The 19,459-nt window shown below is 66.5% G+C and carries 18 protein-coding genes; 11 read left to right on the top strand and 7 right to left on the bottom strand.

What is annotated here, in order from left to right; all coding sequences use genetic code 11:
- Nucleotides 1-47: 47 nt before the first annotated feature.
- The 4 genes from QI450_RS11400 to QI450_RS11385 all read right to left on the bottom strand — a co-directional run bounded on the left by QI450_RS11400 (nucleotide 48) and on the right by QI450_RS11385 (nucleotide 3,217).
- A complete protein-coding gene (locus QI450_RS11400; protein ID WP_226773710.1) occupies nucleotides 48-938 on the bottom strand; it encodes an anti-sigma factor in 891 nt (296 codons plus the stop codon).
- A 1-nt stretch (nucleotide 939) separates the two neighbouring features.
- On the bottom strand, nucleotides 940-1,545 hold the full coding sequence (locus tag QI450_RS11395; protein WP_226773711.1) for a sigma-70 family RNA polymerase sigma factor: 606 nt from the start codon (nucleotides 1,543-1,545) through the stop codon (nucleotides 940-942).
- A gap of 232 nt (nucleotides 1,546-1,777) precedes the next feature.
- Nucleotides 1,778-2,245: a tRNA (cytidine(34)-2'-O)-methyltransferase gene (locus QI450_RS11390; RefSeq protein ID WP_226773712.1), complete on the bottom strand. Its 468-nt coding sequence runs from the start codon at nucleotides 2,243-2,245 to the stop codon at nucleotides 1,778-1,780.
- A 21-nt stretch (nucleotides 2,246-2,266) separates the two neighbouring features.
- On the bottom strand, nucleotides 2,267-3,217 hold the full coding sequence (locus QI450_RS11385) for a DnaJ domain-containing protein (protein ID WP_226773713.1): 951 nt from the start codon (nucleotides 3,215-3,217) through the stop codon (nucleotides 2,267-2,269).
- A gap of 125 nt (nucleotides 3,218-3,342) precedes the next feature.
- Between QI450_RS11385 and QI450_RS11380 the strand changes: the two genes are divergently transcribed.
- The 3 genes from QI450_RS11380 to QI450_RS11370 all read left to right on the top strand — a co-directional run bounded on the left by QI450_RS11380 (nucleotide 3,343) and on the right by QI450_RS11370 (nucleotide 6,081).
- The gene (locus QI450_RS11380; RefSeq protein ID WP_226773714.1) at nucleotides 3,343-4,245 is read left to right on the top strand and encodes a YegS/Rv2252/BmrU family lipid kinase; all 903 of its coding nucleotides are present in this window, start codon (nucleotides 3,343-3,345) and stop codon (nucleotides 4,243-4,245) included.
- Between the two features lie 192 nt (nucleotides 4,246-4,437).
- Entirely contained in the window at nucleotides 4,438-5,172 is a 735-nt protein-coding gene (locus QI450_RS11375; RefSeq protein WP_282468013.1) for a hypothetical protein, read from the top strand.
- Nucleotides 5,173-5,367: 195 nt separating this feature from the next.
- Nucleotides 5,368-6,081 (top strand): helix-turn-helix domain-containing protein, encoded by a 714-nt coding sequence (locus QI450_RS11370; RefSeq protein WP_226775751.1) that lies wholly within the window; start codon nucleotides 5,368-5,370, stop codon nucleotides 6,079-6,081.
- A gap of 95 nt (nucleotides 6,082-6,176) precedes the next feature.
- Here the strand turns inward: QI450_RS11370 and QI450_RS11365 are convergent, their stop codons facing one another.
- Nucleotides 6,177-7,052: a DMT family transporter gene (locus QI450_RS11365; protein WP_226775752.1), complete on the bottom strand. Its 876-nt coding sequence runs from the start codon at nucleotides 7,050-7,052 to the stop codon at nucleotides 6,177-6,179.
- A 50-nt stretch (nucleotides 7,053-7,102) separates the two neighbouring features.
- Here QI450_RS11365 and QI450_RS11360 point away from each other — a divergent pair, with 50 nt between their 5' ends.
- Complete coding sequence (locus tag QI450_RS11360) at nucleotides 7,103-8,356, top strand: cysteine desulfurase family protein (RefSeq protein ID WP_226775753.1); 1,254 nt, start codon at nucleotides 7,103-7,105, stop codon at nucleotides 8,354-8,356.
- Here the strand turns inward: QI450_RS11360 and QI450_RS11355 are convergent.
- A complete protein-coding gene (locus tag QI450_RS11355) occupies nucleotides 8,335-9,579 on the bottom strand; it encodes an FAD-dependent oxidoreductase (RefSeq protein WP_226775754.1) in 1,245 nt (414 codons plus the stop codon). The two genes, QI450_RS11360 and QI450_RS11355, sit on opposite strands and share 22 nt — an antisense overlap.
- A gap of 168 nt (nucleotides 9,580-9,747) precedes the next feature.
- On the opposite strand from QI450_RS11355, the gene mnmA reads away from it, so the two are divergent.
- From mnmA to QI450_RS11320, 7 genes are all read left to right on the top strand, one after another.
- Entirely contained in the window at nucleotides 9,748-10,893 is a 1,146-nt protein-coding gene (mnmA, locus tag QI450_RS11350) for a tRNA 2-thiouridine(34) synthase MnmA (protein WP_226775755.1), read from the top strand.
- Between the two features lie 371 nt (nucleotides 10,894-11,264).
- Nucleotides 11,265-12,902, top strand: a complete 1,638-nt coding sequence (locus QI450_RS11345) for an ABC transporter substrate-binding protein (protein WP_226775756.1) — start codon at nucleotides 11,265-11,267, stop codon at nucleotides 12,900-12,902.
- Between the two features lie 129 nt (nucleotides 12,903-13,031).
- Nucleotides 13,032-14,123 carry an ABC transporter permease gene (locus QI450_RS11340; RefSeq protein WP_226775757.1) on the top strand — a complete coding sequence of 364 codons (1,092 nt, stop codon included), beginning with the start codon at nucleotides 13,032-13,034 and terminating at the stop codon, nucleotides 14,121-14,123.
- 1 nt (nucleotide 14,124) lies between these two features.
- Entirely contained in the window at nucleotides 14,125-15,150 is a 1,026-nt protein-coding gene (locus QI450_RS11335; protein ID WP_282359613.1) for an ABC transporter permease, read from the top strand.
- Nucleotides 15,147-16,844, top strand: coding sequence for an ABC transporter ATP-binding protein (locus QI450_RS11330; RefSeq protein ID WP_226775759.1), 1,698 nt, complete (start codon nucleotides 15,147-15,149; stop codon nucleotides 16,842-16,844). Before QI450_RS11335 ends, QI450_RS11330 begins: the two co-directional genes overlap by 4 nt.
- Before the next feature lie 218 nt (nucleotides 16,845-17,062).
- Complete coding sequence (locus QI450_RS11325) at nucleotides 17,063-17,521, top strand: chorismate mutase (protein WP_226775760.1); 459 nt, start codon at nucleotides 17,063-17,065, stop codon at nucleotides 17,519-17,521.
- A 2-nt stretch (nucleotides 17,522-17,523) separates the two neighbouring features.
- Complete coding sequence (locus tag QI450_RS11320; RefSeq protein ID WP_226775761.1) at nucleotides 17,524-18,567, top strand: hypothetical protein; 1,044 nt, start codon at nucleotides 17,524-17,526, stop codon at nucleotides 18,565-18,567.
- 14 nt (nucleotides 18,568-18,581) lie between these two features.
- On the opposite strand, the gene QI450_RS11315 is transcribed toward QI450_RS11320, so the two are convergent.
- A complete protein-coding gene (locus QI450_RS11315) occupies nucleotides 18,582-19,295 on the bottom strand; it encodes a DUF4166 domain-containing protein (protein ID WP_226775762.1) in 714 nt (237 codons plus the stop codon).
- Between the last annotated feature and the right edge of the window lie 164 nt (nucleotides 19,296-19,459).

Below are 19,459 nucleotides of genomic sequence, written 5' to 3'. Positions count from 1 at the left end.
TCTAAAGGGACAAGGCCTGCGCGGCTTTGTGGTATCTGGTCCTGACGCTATGCTCCCAGCGGGGCGGCCGCCACGGTGGGCATAGTCGGTTTAGACGAGCCACCGGCCGGTTCCACGGTGATGCCGAGAGCTGCGGCGGTGCTGATGCCCTTGACCACTGCAGGCTTGGACAGGGCTTCGGCATTCATCAAGCCCTGGGATACCGGAGCCGATCCGTCCTTGGGGATCAGCCACATCTGGTAGACCTTGCCCGCCGGCGGTGCCGGGACGTCGTTCATCCTCACGACGATCGCATCCTTCGAGCTGGAGACCGACACCGTCGCCGTGCCGCCGCCAACGACATCGATTGTCTCCTGACGGACATCGCCGGCCTGAAGGACCTGATTCATTGGATCGTTCTGGTTCGCGACGTAGGCCCCGACGCCGACTCCACCCATGGCGATTACGGCTGCGGCCGCGACGCCGACGAGCCAGTTGCGCATCCCTTGCGGACGGCGCCTCTCCTCCCGGCGCTTGCGGGCGGCGCCGAGTTCGTCGCCGATGGCGGGCGCTGCGGAGTCGCGGACGGGCCGGCTCACCACCGGAGGCACAGCAGACGGCCCGCGCCCCTGGTGCGGCTCCGGCGGCGCCCCGATTTCTTGACCCGGCAGGTTGGCCATGATGCGGTCCAGCAGGCCCTGCGGAGGTTCTTCCTCCGCAGCAAAGCTGACGGCAAGTGTCTCCCGTGCCTGCCGGACGCGTTCGTCAAAGGCGGCCCGCTCGGGCTGTGGAGCCGAGGCGAGGTGAGCCTCGATGGCGGCACGTTCGGCGTCGGTAATGGCGTCCAAGGCATACACCTCGGCGAGGTCAGCCGCACGCCCCGAAGCAAGATCGGTGGCGATATCGGCGGCAAAGCCGCCAGTGACGCGGCCGTTGTGGCGTGGATTTATGTCGGTCATCTCAACTCACCCCCAGACAGGTTTTCAGTCGGATTAGTCCGTCGCGGATGCGGGACTTGATGGTAGGCACCGCAGCATTGAGCTTCTCTGCGACTTCCCGGTACGTGAGCCCGCCATAGTAGGCAAGCCGTACGGACTCCTGTTGTGTGTCGGTCAGCGTCTCCAGGCATCGGACCACTGCCTCGGCCTCAAGCCGGCTGCCGACCTCGTCAGAGACCGAATCATGATCGATATCCTGGCTGCTGGCGCCGTATTTGGCTTCCCGGTCAGTTGAGGACTGGGACGATCGGACCTTATCCACGGCCCGTCGGTGCGAAATCGTCATCAGCCAGGCCAGCGGGGTGCCCGCCGAAGGATTAAACTTAGAGGCGTTCTGCCAGACCTGGAGGAAAACCTCCTGGGTGGTGTCTTCACTGAGTTCAACATCGATCAGTACGCGCCGGGCCATGCCAAAGACACGCCGGGACGTGAGCTGGTAGAACTCAGCGAAAGCTGCCTGGTCACCGTGTGCAACCTGCGCCAGGAGTGCGCCGAGCCGGCGGTTCACGTCGGCCGGAGTGCCAGAAGGAGCAGCAGCTTCGGGGTTCGGGGCGTTGGGAGTTTCCATCACCTTCAAGCATAAGGTGCCTGCCGCCAATCGCGGGCCAGGCCGGGATCTTTCCGGGGCGTGGTCTCTCACAGCGCGCCGGGCGGGATGTCTGTCCACCTGCAAAGTAGTTGTCACCTGCCGTTCCTCGCTCCTTTCCACGCTTCCTGCGCCTCTTGGTTTAACCGGGCTTCAGAAGTGATTCGGGGCCGCTGGCCGGCCGGATGGGCGGGCGTCGGAATAAGTTGCGTCGTTACAGCCTGGCGCCGGCGAACCCGTTTTGGCGCCAGGCTTCATAGACCGCGATCGAGGCTGCGTTCGCGAGGTTGAGCGAACGCAGCGCCGGCAGCATCGGCAGCCGGACACGTGACGTTACATGGTGGTCGCGTTTGAGGTCCTCGGGCAGACCCACGGATTCCGGGCCGAAAAGCAGTACATCCCCGGGCCGGTAGCTAACGTCCGTGTAGGAAGCCTCGCCGTCGGAGGTGAAGGCGTAGACCCGCTTCGGTGCAAGGGCCGCCCATGCGGCCTCCATGTCCGGGTGGACGGTCACGACCGCCAGGTCGTGGTAGTCGAGGCCGGCCCGGCGCAGCTTCGCGTCGGAGAAATCAAAGCCGAGGGGCTCAACCAGGTGCAGCTCGGCACCGGTAATGGCGGCCAGCCTGATGGCATTGCCCGTATTGCCGGGGATTTCTGGGGCATAAAAGAGGATGCGGAACACCCTTCCATCCTAGCGAGCCGGCTAGTGCATGCCGCGCAGCAGCCGGGCAAGGACCGGAACGATGACGGTATTGGGAGCCGGCCCCGAACTCAAGAACTGTTTGAGCCCCCGTGCCAGCCCGGCAGCATTGACCACCTGCACCGTCTCATGCGCTTCGGAGCGGCGATGCCGGTCGATGACCGGCTCGTGCAGGTTGCCGTCAGTGCTGTGGATAACGGTCCAGCCGGTGACGTTCAGTTCCGGGAAGATGTCCTGCATCCGGCGGACCACGTGGGCCAGCTGGGGTGGTGCGATGGACCGGCCGCCATGGGTGAGGGCGCTGCCGTTCCAGGCATAGGCCCCGGGCGGCAACAGCATCGAGCCGATGATCGCCATGCGGTAGCCGGAGAGCACCACGTGGTCGATGTGGCTGTTGTCCGCCGGGGACTGCAAACCGTTAATCAGCCGTGCGGCCGGGATAGCGGGGAGGATCTGCCTGCTGATGAGCTGAACCGTCCGCATTTCCCGCTGAATTCTGGCCTCGGCCCCAAAGATGCCCCGTTTGCGGGGCAGCCCGTGGGCCTGCTGGCTTGCCACGTTCGCCGGAATCAGCGGGACCTCGCCGGACCCGGCGTACTGCTCGAACGGCGGCACGAAGACCGGGGCATCGGACGCTGTGTTTCGGGGAGTATTGGGGCGCCGAACATTGGCCGAAGTCCGGCTCCCGGCGGCCGGGGCGTCAAAGTGGGCTCCTTCATCAGGGGACGGCCCCGCGAAGGCGCCGCTGCCGTACGACCGGTCGTAGTCGGCCCGGCTCTTCGCATCGATCAGCGTCTCGTAGGCAAGGGTGACGCGCCGGAATGCTGCCGGGTCGCCGCCGTGGTCGGGGTGAGCGGTGCGGGCGGCCCGGCGGTAGGCCACCTTGATTTCCTTAGCGGTCGCCGTGACCGGAATCCGGAGCACCTGGTAATGCGAGCTGTTGCCCTGCGTCAAGCAAAGATCCTTTTGGTCGATGGTGCCAGCCCATCCTGGACGTCCGGCCTGGCCAGTTTAACCGGCAAGGGGAAGAACGAGCGCAGGGGCACGGTTGGTTCCCGACGGCTGGCATAATTCAGCCCATGATGATCGCAGTCGCCGTTAACCCCGCGGCCTCCTTCGGCCGCGGGGTTGACGCCGGCAACGAGGCGGCCGCGTGCTTCCGGTCGGCCGGGGCCGACGTCGTGGTCCTCTCCGGGGACAGCTACCAAGAACTTGCACGGATCGTAGACGAGGCACTGGCCGCAGGGGTGGACGCCCTGGTGATGGTTGGCGGCGACGGAATGGTCCACCTCGGCATCAATGCGCTCGCCGGATCGGACCTGCCCTTTGGTACTGTCCCGCTGGGGATCGTCCCGACCGGCACCGGCAACGACGTGGCCCGGACCCTCGGCCTGCCGGCACACAACATCCCCGGCGCCTGCGAGCGGGTGCTCGCGGCCCTGGCCACCGGCGGGCGGCTGATTGACGCCGGACGCGTCTGGTCCGACGGCAAGTCCAGCTGGTTTGCCGGGGTGTTGTCCGCGGGCTTCGACGCTGCCGTCAACGAACGGGCCAATGCCTGGCGTTGGCCGCGGGGCAAGGCCCGCTATAACCTAGCCATGCTCCGCGAACTGGCCTCCTTCCGCCCGATCAACTACACAGTGACGGCCGACGGCGCGCGCTGGCGGCAGGCGGCGATGCTGATTTCGGTCGCCAACGGCCAGTCGATTGGCGGCGGCATGAAGGTCACGCCCGACGCAGTGCTCGATGACGGCTTATTGGACCTCTTTATCGTCGGCCCGCTGTCCAGGGCAGGCCTGCTCAGGGTTTTTCCGAAGGTTTTTTCCGGTGGCCATCTCGGGCATCCGGCCGTGCACATCCGCCGGGTGCGCTCGGTGGAGCTGTCAGCGGACGGCGTGGTGGCCTACGCGGACGGCGAGCGGATCGGTCCGCTGCCGCTCACCATCGAGGTGGTTCCTGGAGCCATCCGGGTCCTCGCCTAGGCTGCGGGCGGCAAGCTGCGGGCCGGTGAATGCGGTGCGGCGCGGGAACGGCGGAACGCGACGGAGCGGCGCTTGGCAAATGTTCCGGCGGCACCCGGCGCCGCCTCCGGTCCGGGAGCCCAGCGCGAGAGTCTAGAATCATGCGGAGGCCCGGCAGGAAGCGGAACGGGCACAGCGACATGGAGGCTGGGCATGGGCAGTAAGGGCGAAACGGGGCCCGTGCCGGCGGCAGGCGGGAACATCGCTCTCCGTCGCGCCCACCGGGGCCGGCGGGGGAGCCGCGCGTTCCTGGCGCTCGCAGTCACGGCCGCCCTGGCGGGCTGCAGCGTCGGCGTGCCCGATCCCGCCGCTGCCAAGCCGACGCCGCTTGCCCCCACGGTTGACGCCCCCACCGTAACCCCCGGCCACGACTCCGCCGCGGTTGCGGCGAAGGACATGCCCTTCGCCGCCGGGGAGAGCCTCGCTGCCGGCGTGCCGGTCCGGCTCTCCGACGCGCTTGGCCAAGCCCCCGGCTGGAAGCCCGGCAAACAGGAGGTGGCCGGCGGCAGCGAATATCTTAAGGGGGACGGCTGCCTGGTCTCGGCCAAGTCCCGGGTGAACCAGGGCGTACTGGCCGTTGCCGGGAGTGACAAGGCCTCCACCGAAGCGCTCTTCCGGTATCTGGATCCGAGTATCCTGCCGTCCTATCTCACGACAGTCACCCTGCGATGGGGCGCAGACCCGGATAAGCCCGCACCCGGTGTTGAGATGCTCGTGCTGGAAAGCGGGGCCAAGGCCGGAGCCCGGGCAAGCGCCGTCTACGCCCGGCTGTTCAGCAAGGCCGGCAACTCCGTCTATATCTCCGTCTCCTGCCCGGACGCCGGCACCCTCACGGCCGCGCGCGCCAACGTCGCGGAATACCTGGGTGTGATTCCGCCGTCTGACTAATCCGCCCGCACACCTCACGGGTGGCCGACAGCGGTCCGTCCGGCGTCGGGGCAGGTTCTGCTGGTTTTCCTCGGCGATTGCCTGTTCGGCGTGCTGATCAGCAGGCCGAACAGGCGCTAGGTACCTGGTCCATTCGGGCGGCAGAAGCGAAAGCAGTTAAGTAATGAATCTTGTTTTTAGAGATAGCATAAATCCATGATCCGAACCCCGTGGACCCGCAGGCTTGCTGCGGTGGCCTCCCTGGGTGACGAGACACGCCGGAGATTATTTGATTTTGTGGCCTCTGCAGGGCATGCAACCAGCCGGGACGAGGCAGCCGCGGCCCTTGGCCTGCCGAGGAGCACGGCCTCCTTCCACCTGGACCGGCTGGTGCAGGACGGCGTGCTGGCGGTGGAGTTCCGGAAGCTCGGGGGCAGGGGAGGCCCCGGTTCGGGGCGGCCGGCCAAGCTGTACCGGGCCGCAGTCCAGGAAGTGGCAGCTTCGGTGCCGGACCGCAACTACGACCTCGCCGCGGAGCTGTTGGTCTCCGCCATCGAGGAGTCAGCGGCCGACGGCGGCTCCGCCCGGGAGGCGCTGGTTCGGGCGGCCTACGCGCGCGGGCAGGCATCAGCCCGGGCGGCAACCGGCATGGCCGGCTTCGCGGAGTTCCTCACGGCGGAGGGATATCTCCCCACGAGCGACGGCGAGGGGGGCTTTGTGCTGTTGAACTGCCCCTTCCACCGGATCGCCGACGGCCACAGCGCGGTGGTCTGCGCCATGAACGGTGCGTTCCTGGCCGGCGCCGCGGCGGGCTGCGGAATTGACGCGACCCAGGTCGGGGCACTGGATATTGCAGGTCTCAGGGCACAGGGCGCGGCACTGCCGGGGCAATGCTGCGCCCGGGTCGGGCCCCTCCCGGCAGGCTCCTGAACGGCCCTCACGGGCTCCTTGCGGACGCTGCTTTCGGACACTCTGCCGGCTCTCCTCGGCCCTGGTCGACTGTTTTATAGTCCCGGGCGGCGGGATCACGCCAGCTTAAGCTTCGCGGACCCCTGGCTGCCGGTCAGCAGCACACCGGCGATCACCAGCAGGCCGCCGAGGACCTGCACCAGTGTGAGGGGGGTCCCGAGGAGCACTGTGATGATGGCAGTGAAGACCACTATCAGGTTGAGGTAGTTCCCGGCGGCGCCCGGCGGGGTGTTCTTTAATGCCAGGTTCCAGAACAGGTAGGAGCCGAGGGACGGGAAGACCGTGATGTAGGCCAGCGACCAGCCCTCGGCCGGGGTGTCCGGGAACCGCACGCCCAGGGCGAGGGCGAACGGCGACAGCGTCACGGCCGCGATGACCACCTGAACGGCGGTGGCAGCGACCGGCGGAACCCCGAGCCGGCGGGCGATAATCGTGTATAAACCCCAGACCACTATCGCGCCGATCATCAGCAGTTCGCCGGTGTTGATGGAGAGGCTGAGGATTCGTCCCGGCTCGCCCCTGGTCAGCACCAGCAGCACGCCGAGCAGGCCGAGGCAGATGCCGAGCCAGCCCAGGCGCGTGGTCCGCTCGCCCAGCAACACGATGGCCAGCACCACGATCAGGGCCGGGTTGGCCGCCGTGATCAGGGAAGCGTTCATCGCCGAGGTATACCCGAGTGCACCGTAGAGCAGCAGCGTGTACCCGCTCATGCCCAGCACACTCAGGAGCAGGAGCGCCGGCCAGCGGCGCAACACCGCGGGCCAGTCCGGCTTTTCGATGATCTGGGCCAGGACCAGCAACGGCACCGCGGCAAGGGTCCAGCGCCAGAAAGTCAGCTCCAGGGGGGTCATCGAGGCGACAGCTGCCTGGCCGACGACGAAATTTCCGGACCAGAACAAGGTGGCCAGGACAAGGTACAGGGACGCTTTCACCGCTTGAATGTACACCAGGCCGGGCCGGCACCCGCGGGTAGAATTGCCCTGTGCCCGTATACCTGGATCATGCCGCAACTACCACCCTCGCCCCGGAAGCCCTGGCCGCGCTGACGCGCGAACTGTCCCGGACCGGCAACCCGTCCTCGCTGCACGGATCCGGCCGGCGCGCGCGCCGCGCCGTGGAGGACGCCCGCGAGATGCTGGCCGCCGCAACCGGCGCACACCCCTCGGAAGTCATCTTCACCTCCGGCGGCACCGAAGCGGACAACCTCGCGGTCAAGGGCCTGTACTGGGCCCGGCGCGCCGCAGACCCTGCCCGTACGCGTATCCTGTGCTCCGCCGTCGAGCACCATGCCGTGCTGGACACCGTCGAGTGGCTTGAACGGCACGAAGGTGCCGAGGTCTGCTGGCTGCCGGTCGATGCCGACGGCGTCGTGGATCTTACGGTTCTGGCCGCAGAACTGTCCCGCGATCCGGCCTCGATCGCCCTGGTCACCGTGATGTGGGCCAACAACGAAGTGGGAAGCGTCCAGCCGGTCGCCGACATTGTCCGGCTGGCGCACGCTGCCGGTGTGCCGGTGCATTCCGACGCCGTACAGGCCTTCGGGTCCGTCCCCGTGGACTTCCGCGGCACCGGACTGGACGCAATGTCCATCTCCGGACACAAGATCGGCGGCCCGGTTGGCGTCGGCGCCCTGCTTCTGGGCCGCGCAGTAACGCTCACTCCCGTGCAGCACGGCGGGGGACAGGAGCGTGATGTCCGCTCCGGGACCCTTGACACGGCATCCATCGCCGCGTTCGCCGCTGCGGCCGAATCAGTCACCGCCAACCTCGCGGCGGAGGCCGCGCGCATCGCAGCGCTCCGGGACCGGCTGATCGACGGAGTGCTGGCAGCGGTGCCGGAGGCCCGGCTTCGGGGTGCCGCCGGGGCCGGGCGACTGCCGGGCAATGCGCACTTCACCTTCCCCGGCTGCGAAGGCGATTCGCTGCTTTTCCTGCTGGATCTGGCGGGGGTTGAATCGTCCACGGGCTCGGCGTGCACGGCAGGCGTGCCCCGGCCGTCACACGTACTGCTGGCCATGGGCCTGGACGAGGACACGGCCCGGGGTGCCCAGCGGTTCAGCCTGGGGCACTCCTCGACCGGAAACGACGTCGACGCCCTGTTGGCGGCCTTGCCCGGCGCCTACTCACGCGCCCGCCAGGCCGGAATGGCCGGACATGAATCCACGATCCAGACCGCCGGCACCCTGGCGCGCCAGGCCGCCGGAGATGCTGTCCGTCAGGCCGACGGCGGGAGCTGATCCAGCGGGACGGCGGGATCGGCCAGGACCCCGGGCGGCAGGGCTGACCTTGAGGCGATGAGCGCCTTGATAATCTTCTGCGGTTTGTCAGAGCGCGGCCAGTTCACGCTCATTCCCGCGACCACCGTTCCGCCGTGCTGCCAGAAGGCCAGGAATTTGCCCTCCGCCAGGGAGCCACGGATTGTAGGTGGCCCCGAGCTGAGCGCCGGGAAGCCGGAGTACTCCATGCTGATGTTGAACTGGTCGGTGTAGAAGTACGGGATTGTGTCCAGGACGGCGGCCTGGCCCAGCATGGACATGGCTGCGACCTTGCCGCCGTTGAGGGCATTGGACCAGTGCTCGCTGCGCTGGTGTTCCCCGGTGAAGGGGTGCAGGGCATTGGCGACGTCGCCGGCTGCGAAGATTCCGGCGACCGAGGTCCGCAGCGAGGCATCCGTGAGGATACCGTTCCGCACTGCGATGCCAGCCGCTTCGGCGAGTGAGACCTCGGGGGCCACGCCCACGGCCATAACCACCACGTCCGCCGGCAGGACCTCGCCAGAGTCGGTCACCACAGCCGTGACACGGCCCGCGTGGCCGGATACCGCTGCGGCCGAGGCGGGGAGCCTGAAGCGGATTCCGTTGGCTTCGTGCAGCGAGCGGAAGAAGCCTCCCAGTTCCGGCCCGATCGCGGCGCCCAGCGGCACTTCCTTCAGGCCCAGCAGCGTGACAGCATTTCCATAGGCGCACGCGGCAGCGGCTAGCTCCATGCCGATCCAGCCTGAGCCGATCATCACCACGTTGAGGCCGCCGGCGGACAGGCGGCTGCGCAGCCGGCGACTGTCCCCCACTGTCCTGAAAGTATGGACCCCGTCGAGCCCGCTGCCGGGCAGGGGCAGTGTTCGGGGTCGTGCGCCGGTGGCAAGCAGCAGCGAGCCGTACTCCAGCCGGGCGCCGTCCCGGAGGATTACGGCACGGGCTTCCGGGTCGATTTGTGCGACCGGTGCCCCCAGCCGCAGGTCGACGCCGTTCTCCCGGTACCAGGCTTCGGGCAGCACCGGCAGGGTGTCCTCGCCGGCCGTGCCCAGTAGGTATTCCTTGGACAGCGGTGGGCGCAGGTAAGGGTGGTGGCTCTCTTCCGCGAACAGGATGAGCCGTCCGGTGAATCCTTCCGCCCGCAATGTCTTGGCGGCCGTGGCGCCGGCCAGGCCGCCGCCCACGATGACGATGTCCGCAACAGCCATGTCCGCCCGCTTCCCGTGTGTGCAAACCTTCTAAAACCGGTAAGTCTGACTTTAGAAGCGCTGCGGGGCGCAGTCAAGCGATTTTGGGGGAGGAATCGGCGTGGCGATAGAATGGCGCGGCAGGCATTGTGTTATTCCTGCGCACCCCGGACCCTAAAGAAAGCCAGTATGCGAGTTCTAGCAGCCATGAGCGGCGGCGTCGATTCCGCCGTTGCCGCAGCCCGCGCCGTCGAGGCGGGCCACGACGTCGTCGGCGTCCACCTGGCCTTGTCCCGAATGCCGGGGACCTTGCGCACCGGCAGCCGCGGCTGCTGCACCATCGAGGACTCCCGGGATGCCTGGCGTGCCTGCGACGTGCTCGGTATCCCGTACTACGTTTGGGATTTCTCGGAGCGCTTCAAGGAAGACGTGGTCCAAGACTTCATCGACGAATACGCCGCGGGCCGCACTCCCAACCCCTGCATGCGCTGCAACGAACGGATCAAGTTCGCCGCGCTGCTGGAGAAGGCGATCGCCCTGGGTTTCGACGCCGTCTGCACGGGCCACTACGCCAAGGTGATCAACGACGCCGAAGGCAACCCCGAGCTGCACCGGGCCGCGGACTGGGCCAAGGACCAGAGTTACGTCCTCGGCGTCCTCACGCACGAGCAGCTCAAACACTCCATGTTCCCGCTCGCTGATACTCCGTCCAAGGCCGAAGTCCGCGCCGAGGCCGAGCGCCGCGGACTCTCCGTCGCCAACAAGCCCGATAGCCACGACATCTGCTTCATCCCCGACGGCGACACTGCCGGCTGGCTGGCCGAAAAGATCGAGATGACCACCGGCGACATCGTGGACGAGTCCGGCGCGAAGGTCGGCGAGCACCCGGGTGCCAACGCCTTCACCGTCGGCCAGCGTCGTGGCCTGAAGCTGGGTACGCCCGCCGCTGATGGCAAGCCACGTTTTGTACTTGAAATCCGGCCGAAGGAAAACAGGGTGGTCGTGGGTCCAGAGGCACTGCTGGCCATCGACGAGATCCGAGGCATTAAGGTCTCCTGGGCCGGGCTGCCAATCGCCGAGGTCCACACCGGTGAAGAATTCGACTGCTACGCCCAGGTCCGCGCGCACGGCGACCCCGTACCCGCGACGGCGCGGGTGGAGCACCCCGACGCCGGCGACGGCCGCACGGGCGCTACGGGTAACCTCGTTGTGACCTTGACGGAACCCCTGCGGGGTGTGGCTCCGGGCCAGACCGTTGTGCTCTATCAGGGCAGCCGGGTACTGGGGCAGGCCACTATCGATGCAGCCCGTTCGCTGCAGCGGGCTGCCCTCTAAGCGGCTGCTCTCCAAACGGGCAGCTCGCTAAACGGGCTGCTCTCCAAACGGGCAGGCGGCAGGCGGAACCCTGTTGCGCCGGAAGGCCGCACACCTTGGGTGTGCGGCCTTTTTGCGACCTGGCCGCCGTGGCGGCCTGGGTCACGGCGGCACCTCGGGCGCTATGGGACCCTGCCGGTTTTCAACCGGGATTCCTGCAGATAACGACGAGTTCTCCGCATTCGTGTAAATTTTGTGTCTCATCTCACAGAATGCAACGATTCACCTGTTGATCTTCTGGTTGAATCAAGGCATCAGGACAGGGTGCTGACCCCGGGGCCACCATAAACCCTGGCCGGCACACTAGTACTCATCGAACAGAAAGTTCACAGATGGCAATGAACAAAAAGGCCCTGCAAAGCGCCATCGCGCTCGCCGGGGTATCCGCCTTCGCACTGACTGCCTGCACCGGCCCCTCCGGCGGCGGCGGGACCTCGACCGGCAGCGCGGCCGGTACAGGCACTATTACGTACGGCACCACCGATAAGGTAGTCACCCTCGACCCGGCCGGGTCCTACGACGCCGGCTCCTTTATGGTGATGAACCAGATCTACCCGTTCCTGCTCAACTCGAAACCGGGCACTGCAGACTCAACTCCCGACATTGCGGAGTCGGCTTCCTTCACGAGCCCCACGGAGTACACCGTCAAGCTCAAGCCCGGCCTCAAGTTCGCCAACGGGCACGCACTGACGTCCTCCGACGTGAAGTTCTCGATCGACCGCGTCGTCAAGATCGCCGACGACAACGGTCCCGCGTCTCTTCTCGGGAACCTCGATTCGGTCGCAGTCAAGGACGACTCCACGGTGGTCTTCACGCTCAAGGCCGGCAACGACCAGGTCTTCCCGGGCGTCCTGGCAGCCAACGCGGGTCCGATCATCGACGAAGAGGTCTTCCCGGCTGACAAGCTCCTGACCGACGACGAAATCGTCAAGGGCCGCCCGTTCGCCGGTCCCTACACAATCGAGAGCTACAAGAAGAACGAGCTCGTGGGCCTGAAGGTCAACCCGGACTACCAGGGCCTGCTCGGAAAACCCGCCAACGGCGGCGCGACCATCAAGTACTACGCTGATTCCAACAACCTCAAGCTGGATGTCCAGCAGGGCAATATCGACGTAGCCGGCCGCAGCCTGACAGCCACCGATGCCGCGGACCTTGAGAAGGATTCCAAGGTCAAGGTCTACAAGGGCCCCGGCGGCGAGTTGCGCTACATCGTGTTCAACTTCGACACCATGCCGTTTGGTGCCAAGGCCGCCGACGCCGATCCCGCGAAGGCGCTTGCCGTCCGGCAGGCGATGGCTAACGTCGTCGACCGGGACGCGATCGCCAGCCAGGTCTACAAGGGCACGTATCTGCCGGCGTACTCCGTCGTTCCTGACGGTTTCGTCGGAGCCATCCAGCCGCTCAAGGAAATGTACGGCGACGGCAGCGGCAAGCCCAGCCTCGACAAGGCCAAAAAGGCCTTCGCCGACGCGGGCGTCACGGCTCCGGTTACCATCAAGCTCCAGTACAACCCGGACCACTATGGCAAGTCCTCGGGCGATGAGTACGCCATGATCAAGGAGCAGCTGGAGAAGTCGGGCCTGTTCAAGGTTGACCTGCAGTCCACCGAGTGGGTCACCTACTCGAAGGACCGTACGTCCGATGCCTACCCGGTCTACCAGCTCGGCTGGTTCCCGGACTACTCCGACGCGGACAACTACCTCACGCCGTTCTTTGTCCCCGGCAACTTCCTGAAGAACCACTACGAAAACCCGACTGTCACGGACCTGATCAGCAAGCAGCTGACCACCGTCGACAAGACCGAGCGCGAAAAGGTGCTTGGCGAGGCCCAGACGGCCGTCGCCAAGGACCTGTCCACGCTGCCGTTGCTGCAGGGTGCCCAGCTGATGGTCGCCGGCAAGGACGTTAAGGGTGTTGAGAAGACCCTGGATGCTTCCTTCAAGACCCGTCTTGGTGTCATTTCCAAGTAAGTCCCACCCCATCCGGTTCTGACCAGCCAACGAGGCGGGGCGCCCACACGGCGTCCCGCCTTTGGTGCTGTTACAAGGACAACAGATTCCGAAGCCCGCGAGGCTCCCGGAACACACACTGAGGTACCAATGACAACACTTATCGAGGCGCCGCCGACCGACGGCGAAGGCCTCCTGCCGACAAAGAAGAAATCGACCGGTGGGGGACTGGGCCGATACATCCTGATCAGGTTCTTCCTGATCTTCCCGACGATCCTCATCCTTGTCACCATGGTGTTCTTCCTGATGCGCACCACCGGCGACCCTATTACCGCTGCCCTGGGCGGCCGGCTCCCGCCGGAACAGCTCCAGGAACGGATCACAGCGGCCGGGTACGACCGGCCCATCTTTGTGCAGTACTTCGAGTACCTGGCGCAGCTCATCACCGGCAACTTCGGCACCACCCTCTCGGATAACCGCCCGGTCTCGGAGATGCTTGCCACCTATGGCGCGGCCACCTTGGAACTGACAATTAACGCCCTTCTGGTGGCCCTGGCCGTCGGTATTCCGCTGGGCCTGGTCGCAGCGCACCGCCGCGACAAAGGCCCCGACGCGGCGCTGCGGGTCTTTGCGATCCTTTGTTATGCCACGCCGGTCTTCTTCTCCGGGCTTCTCTTCAAACTGACATTCGCCGTCTGGCTGGGCTGGCTCCCGGTAGCCGGACGCGCGAAGCCCGGCACGGAGCTCGCCCTGACCGCGCTCGAGGCGCCGACGGGCATCTATTGGCTGGACGCCATCCGCAGCGGCAATACCGCAGCACTGGCCGACGTTATGGCCCACGCCGTCCTGCCTGCACTTGCCTTGGGCCTGCTGACCGCCGGCATCTTCCTGCGGCTGGTCAGGACCAATGTCATCGGCACCCTCGGCAAGGACTACGTCGAGGCCGGCCGTTCCCGCGGGGTGAGCGAATTCCGGCTGGTCACCAAGCACGCCTACAAACCCGCACTGATCCCCATTATCACCGTGATGGGGCTGCAGATCGCCGTGCTGCTGGGCGGCGCGGTGCTGACCGAGACCACATTCGAATGGAAGGGCCTGGGCTTCCAGCTCGCGACCTACCTGACGGCCCGCGACTTCGTAGCAGTCCAAGGCATCGTGGTCCTCCTCGCAGTGATCGTGGCTGTGACCAACTTCTTCGTGGACATTGTTGCCGCGCTGATCGACCCCCGCGTGAGGTACTGATATGAGCACCACTGCCGTTACTGAACCTGCCAAAGATCCCCGGGGACCCTGGGTCCGGCGACTGCCGGTCATATCCCACTTCAACAAAAGCGTTGGCCTGCAGCGCGGAATGCTGGTGGCAGGGCTTGTACTCACAGCAGTCTTCCTGCTGACCGCGATTTTTGCGCCGCTGGTCGCGCCCTTTGGTTTCTCCCAGATTTCCGATGCCGACGGCGGCTTCCCGGCCCAGCAAGCGCCGGGCGGGAAGCACCTGATGGGAACAACCGTCGGCGGTTACGATGTTTTCTCCCGGGTGGTCTGGGGAGCCCAAACGGCCGTTCTGGTCATCATTGTGGCGGTGATCATGTCGATTTTCATCGGTGTGATCCTGGGCCTGGTCAGCGGCTACATCGGCGGCTGGCTGGACCGGACCCTCGTGGTGATCGCCGACGCGGTTTACGCCTTCCCGCCGCTGCTGGTGGCCATCGTGATGGCGATCGCCATCAGCGGCGGCAGGTCCAGCCTCTGGGGCGGTATCCTCGCTGCGGCGATTTCCATCACGGTCGTATTTATTCCGCAGTACTTCCGTGTGATCCGGGCCGAAACCATCCGGCTCAAGGCGGAACCCTTTGTGGAATCGGCCAAGGTGGTGGGTGCCTCAAACATCCGCATTATGCGCCTCCACGTGTTCAAGAACGCCACCCGCACGCTGCCCCTGATCTTCACCCTCAACGCCTCCGAAGCCATCCTGACCCTTGCAGGCCTGGGTTTTTTGGGCTTCGGCATTGAGCCGACGTCGGCCGCCGAGTGGGGCTTCGACCTGAACAAGGCGCTGGCGGACACCACGTCCGGTATCTGGTGGACAGGTGTCTTCCCCGGGCTCGCTATCGTCCTCACCGTCCTTGGACTGACTCTTGTCGGCGAGAGCATCAATGACCTTAACGACCCCCGCCTGCGGGGCCGCAGGAAGGCTGCCGCCGGCAAGGGCGGGCCGGATTCCAGCACCGGTGCCCCGGCTGCACTCGACGCAGAAGTGAGAAGTTCATGACTATCAACATCGACAAAAAGGGCACGGGCCCGGTCCTCGACATCGAGCACCTCAAGGTCACCTTCGCCACAGATGCCGGCGACGTGTACGCCGTCAAGGACGTCAGTCTCCAGGTCAACCCCGGCGAAGTCGTGGCGATCGTGGGCGAATCCGGCTCCGGCAAAACCGTGACGGCCAAGACCATCCTGGGCCTGCTGCCGGAGACCGCTATCAGCTCCGGCGCGGTGCTGATCAACGGCAACAACGTGATCAGCGTCAGTCCCGCGAAGCTGCGGGAGATCCGTGGCCGCGACGTCGCCATGGTCTTTCAGGAACCGTCCACGGCGCTGAACCCCGTCTTCACTGTCGGCTGGCAGATTGCCGAAGGCGTTCGCGCCCACGCCCGCCACGGGGGAACAGGGCGGGTCAGCGCCAGGGAAGCCAAAAACCGCGCCATTGAGGCGCTCCGCAAGGTGGGCATTCCGGACCCGGAAACGCGGGTCAACTACTATCCGCACCAGTTCTCCGGCGGGCAGAAGCAGCGTGTGGTCATCGCCGCGGCGCTGGCCCTGAACCCGGGCCTCATCGTGGCGGACGAGCCGACCACCGCGCTGGACGTTACGGTACAGGCGGAGATCCTCGAGCTCCTGCGGGACCTCCGGGACCAGTACGGAACCTCGATCGTGCTGATCACCCACAACATGGGGGTGGTGGCCGACCTCGCCGACCGGGTCGTTGTGATGTACCAGGGTGATGTCGTCGAAGAGGCGGCCGCACGGGTGCTGTTCGCCGAACCGAAGCAGGACTACACAAAGAAGCTCCTGGCCGCCGTCCCGCACCTGGGCCGGAACTCTGCTTCCGAAGGCATGACCCAGCGGGCACACCAGGGCGGCAAGGTGCTCGTCGAGGCCAGGAACCTGACCATCGAGTATCCCGGACGGCTGGGCAGCCCCGCATTTAAGGCCGTGGACGGGGTGAATTTCACGCTCTCGGAGGGCGAGGTCTTCGGCCTTGTGGGGGAGTCAGGCTCCGGGAAAACGACGATCGGGCGGGCGATCGCCGGCCTGAACCGGACCACCGGCGGCAGCCTGAAGGTGCTGGGCTACGAAATGCTCAACCTGAAGGAGCGCACCTTCAAGCCGCTGCGCAAGGAGATCGGGTTCGTTTTCCAGGACCCTGCGGCGTCGTTCAATCCGCAGCTGACGATCGGTGACTGCATCGCCGAACCCCTGATCATCCACACCAATCCCGGCCCGGCGCAGGCCAGGCAACGGACCCGGGAGCTGCTCGAAGCCGTGCAGTTGCCGGCCGGCTATGCCGACAGGTTTCCGCATGAGCTCTCCGGCGGGCAGCGTCAGCGCGCGTCACTCGCGCGGGCACTGATCCTGAACCCGAAGCTGCTCATCGCCGACGAGCCGACGTCGGCGCTGGACGTGTCGGTCCAGGCCGTGGTGCTGGAGCTGTTCAAGGACATCCAGGCCGAATTCGGCTTTGCCGCCCTGTTCATCAGCCACGACCTCGCGGTGGTGGATATCCTTTCCCACTGGGTTGGTGTGCTGTACAAGGGCAAGATGGTGGAACAGGGGCTCGGTAACCAGGTGATGGGGCATCCGCAGCACGAGTACACCAAAAAGCTCATTGCTTCGCTGCCGGTTCCGGATCCGGACGAGCAGGCCAGGCGCCGGGAGGAATTCCGCGCCGTGCTGCACGGCTAGGCCGATTCCTCGGCACACCAGGGGACATGCCCGCCGTTCTGAATGAACGGCGGGCATGTCCCCTGGTGTTGTGGTGGAAAACAGTGTTGTGGTGGAAAACAGTGTGGTGGTGGAAAACAGTGCGGTGGCGGAAAGCGCAGGTTACGGCCCGCGGCACCGCGGGAACCGTCCGTGCTTAACAGCCGAAGTGATTCGGGCGGTGGCCCTAGAATGGGTCAATGACCGAGCAGAACCAGACACCTCCCGACGCCGATTCCTATGACCCGGGAGCCAGCTCGCTGGCCGGTCAGGTGGATCCGGCGGTGATGGCTGAACTGTTGTCGATCCGTTCCAGCATCGACAACATCGATGCCACGCTCGTTTACCTTCTCGCTGAGCGCTTCAAAGCCACCCAGAAGGTCGGATTCCTGAAGGCCACCCACAAGCTTCCCGCCGGGGATCCTGGCCGGGAGACCGCTCAGATCTCGCGACTGCGCCGCCTCGCCGCGGAGGCCCACCTGGACCCGGCGTTTGCCGAAAAATTCCTCAACTTCATCATCGGCGAAGTCATCCGGCACCACGAGGCCATTGCCGAGGACCACCTGGCTTCCCTGGCCGCTGACAGCCTCGCCGCCGGCACGCAAGCCCCGGTCATGGGCCGATCCGTCGGCACTGCCGGCGCCTCCGAGACCGCCTAAGCGTGGCCGCTCCACTGGCCGCGGGGCCGCAACAGGTCACCGCCACCGCTCTGGGCGCCTGGCCCGGCGAAGACCCGGTCGAGTCCGCACGCATCATCCGCGGTGAGCTCGGCGGCCCGCACCTGCCGTTCCTGGCCGAGCTTCCGGACCGGGGCGTCGGTTCGGACGCGCTCGGGCGGACGGCTTCCCTGCTGGTTGATCTTTCCGTAGACGTCCAGCCCTACGGCTGGCGGATCGTGGACCGGCCCGGCAAGGACTTCAAACGGGCGCGCTCGGCGCTCTCAACCGACATTAACATTCTTGCCGATGTCATCGGCGCCGAGGACAGCCCGGCCACAGATCTCAAGGTTCAGCTGCGCGGCCCGCTCAGCCTCGCCGCCGGACTGCACCTGCACAACGGGGAGCGTGCGCTGATCGACTACGGCGCCAGGCGGGACCTTGCCGCGTCCCTGGCAGCGGGTGCCGGCAGCTACCTCAGCCGGATAGCCGCCGCGGCTCCCGGAGCCCGGATCGTGGTGGAGATCGACGAGCCGGAGATCGCGTCCGTCCTGGCCGGCACCATTCCCACCTCCAGCGGCTACCGGACGCTGCGCTCGGTAGCCGGCCAGGAGGCCACCGACTCCTGGGAGTTGCTCATCAACGCGCTGCGGGAGGCCGGCGCCGTCGAGGTCGTTGTCTGTGTCCCGGAAGTCGAGGCGCCCTTCGACCGGATCCTGGCTGCCGGGGCCGACGGGATCGCGGTGCCCCTCCGGGCGCTGACATCGCGCCAGTGGGAACAGCTCGCCGGCGCAGTGGAAGGCGGCAAACGGCTGTGGGCGGGAGCGCTGGATGTCTCCAATCCCGCCGCCGCGCTGCCCCGGGTCGCCGACGTCGTGGAAACGCTCTGGCGGCCGTGGCGCCAGCTGGGCCTGGCCGCCGCGACTCTCGGTGGTGTACGGGTCACGCCCTCAGACGGGCTGGCCCGGCATTCGCCGGCATCGGCGACGGCGGTCCTGACCCGGCTGGTGCAGGTGTCCGACGGCCTTAACCAGCTGGCGCTCGGCTAGCGCCGGCCCGATCCTCAGCTGCGGCTTTCCCACCGGTCAGGCCGGGCGCGGTCCGGCAAATACCCCGGCGCTGACACTCCGCCGGGGTACGGGTCCAGCCGATAGTCGAAGTGCCCGGCATAGACCAGGACCAGCCCGAGCTGCGGCTGGATCACCTTGACCTGGATCCGGTGCCTTCCGGCGGTGCCTTCCTCCGGCGCCCACCACTGTTCGGCGTAGGCCTTAGCGTCCAGCGCGGCCGGCAGGGGAATCCGCAGCGCACCCAGAAAGAGCCGCGACGCCTCCGATACGCCGCGCAGCCTGCCGCCGGCGGTGACACTGAGGTTGAGGTCCGTGACCAGCCGCCGGTACCGTCCGACGTAGTCCAGGAGGCCGGACCGGCTGCCGGAGTCATCGAAGCTTGTGGTGTCGTGGAAGAGCCTGGTGGTGCCCGGGAAGAAGATCTCGCGCCGGGCCGTCAGGCTGGACCGGCCGAAGGGGTCCAGATGGGCGTGGTTCTCGATCCGGAACGGGATGCCTTCCCCGTACTCCGGGAAAAAGGCCTCCTCGCCGCCGGCGGGACGCAGCAGGGGACGCAGCCAGCTTTGCCGGCAGCCGACCACCTCAAACACGCCCTCGCCGACGCCGAAATGGCCTGAGCCGGGAGTGAGGGAAAAATACTCCTGCAGCTCCGGCTGCAGCCGGCCGAAGTCGGCGCCGAGGGCCAGTTGGTAGATCGGGGTGCTCACAAGTCCTCCTGGGATGCCTGGCTGGTTGACGTCTTCCTGTCCACAGCATGCGGGACGGCGGCGCATTTGTCACAGCGGGCCCCGCTTATGGCCCTGTGCGCGGTGCCCGGGCAGGCAGCCGCCATGCCCGGGCACCGCTGAATACGACAAAGCCATTGCAATAA

Origin of the sequence: Arthrobacter sp. EM1 (genome assembly GCF_029964055.1) — a bacterium.
Taxonomy (GTDB): Bacteria; Actinomycetota; Actinomycetes; order Actinomycetales; family Micrococcaceae; genus Arthrobacter.
The sequence above is the reverse complement of the archived record's forward strand: the minus strand, read 5'-3'. Positions and strand labels throughout refer to the sequence as shown.

Coding starts and splice junctions, on each gene's coding strand:
- QI450_RS11400 (WP_226773710.1), bottom strand. CDS start 938: ATGACCGACATAAATCCACGCCACAACGGCCGCGTCACTGGCGGCTTT.
- QI450_RS11395 (WP_226773711.1), bottom strand. CDS start 1,545: ATGGAAACTCCCAACGCCCCGAACCCCGAAGCTGCTGCTCCTTCTGGC.
- QI450_RS11380 (WP_226773714.1), top strand. CDS start 3,343: ATGATGATCGCAGTCGCCGTTAACCCCGCGGCCTCCTTCGGCCGCGGG.
- QI450_RS11375 (WP_282468013.1), top strand. CDS start 4,438: ATGGGCAGTAAGGGCGAAACGGGGCCCGTGCCGGCGGCAGGCGGGAAC.
- QI450_RS11370 (WP_226775751.1), top strand. CDS start 5,368: ATGATCCGAACCCCGTGGACCCGCAGGCTTGCTGCGGTGGCCTCCCTG.
- QI450_RS11355 (WP_226775754.1), bottom strand. CDS start 9,579: ATGGCTGTTGCGGACATCGTCATCGTGGGCGGCGGCCTGGCCGGCGCC.
- mnmA (WP_226775755.1), top strand. CDS start 9,748: ATGCGAGTTCTAGCAGCCATGAGCGGCGGCGTCGATTCCGCCGTTGCC.
- QI450_RS11345 (WP_226775756.1), top strand. CDS start 11,265: ATGGCAATGAACAAAAAGGCCCTGCAAAGCGCCATCGCGCTCGCCGGG.
- QI450_RS11340 (WP_226775757.1), top strand. CDS start 13,032: ATGACAACACTTATCGAGGCGCCGCCGACCGACGGCGAAGGCCTCCTG.
- QI450_RS11335 (WP_282359613.1), top strand. CDS start 14,125: ATGAGCACCACTGCCGTTACTGAACCTGCCAAAGATCCCCGGGGACCC.
- QI450_RS11330 (WP_226775759.1), top strand. CDS start 15,147: ATGACTATCAACATCGACAAAAAGGGCACGGGCCCGGTCCTCGACATC.
- QI450_RS11325 (WP_226775760.1), top strand. CDS start 17,063: ATGACCGAGCAGAACCAGACACCTCCCGACGCCGATTCCTATGACCCG.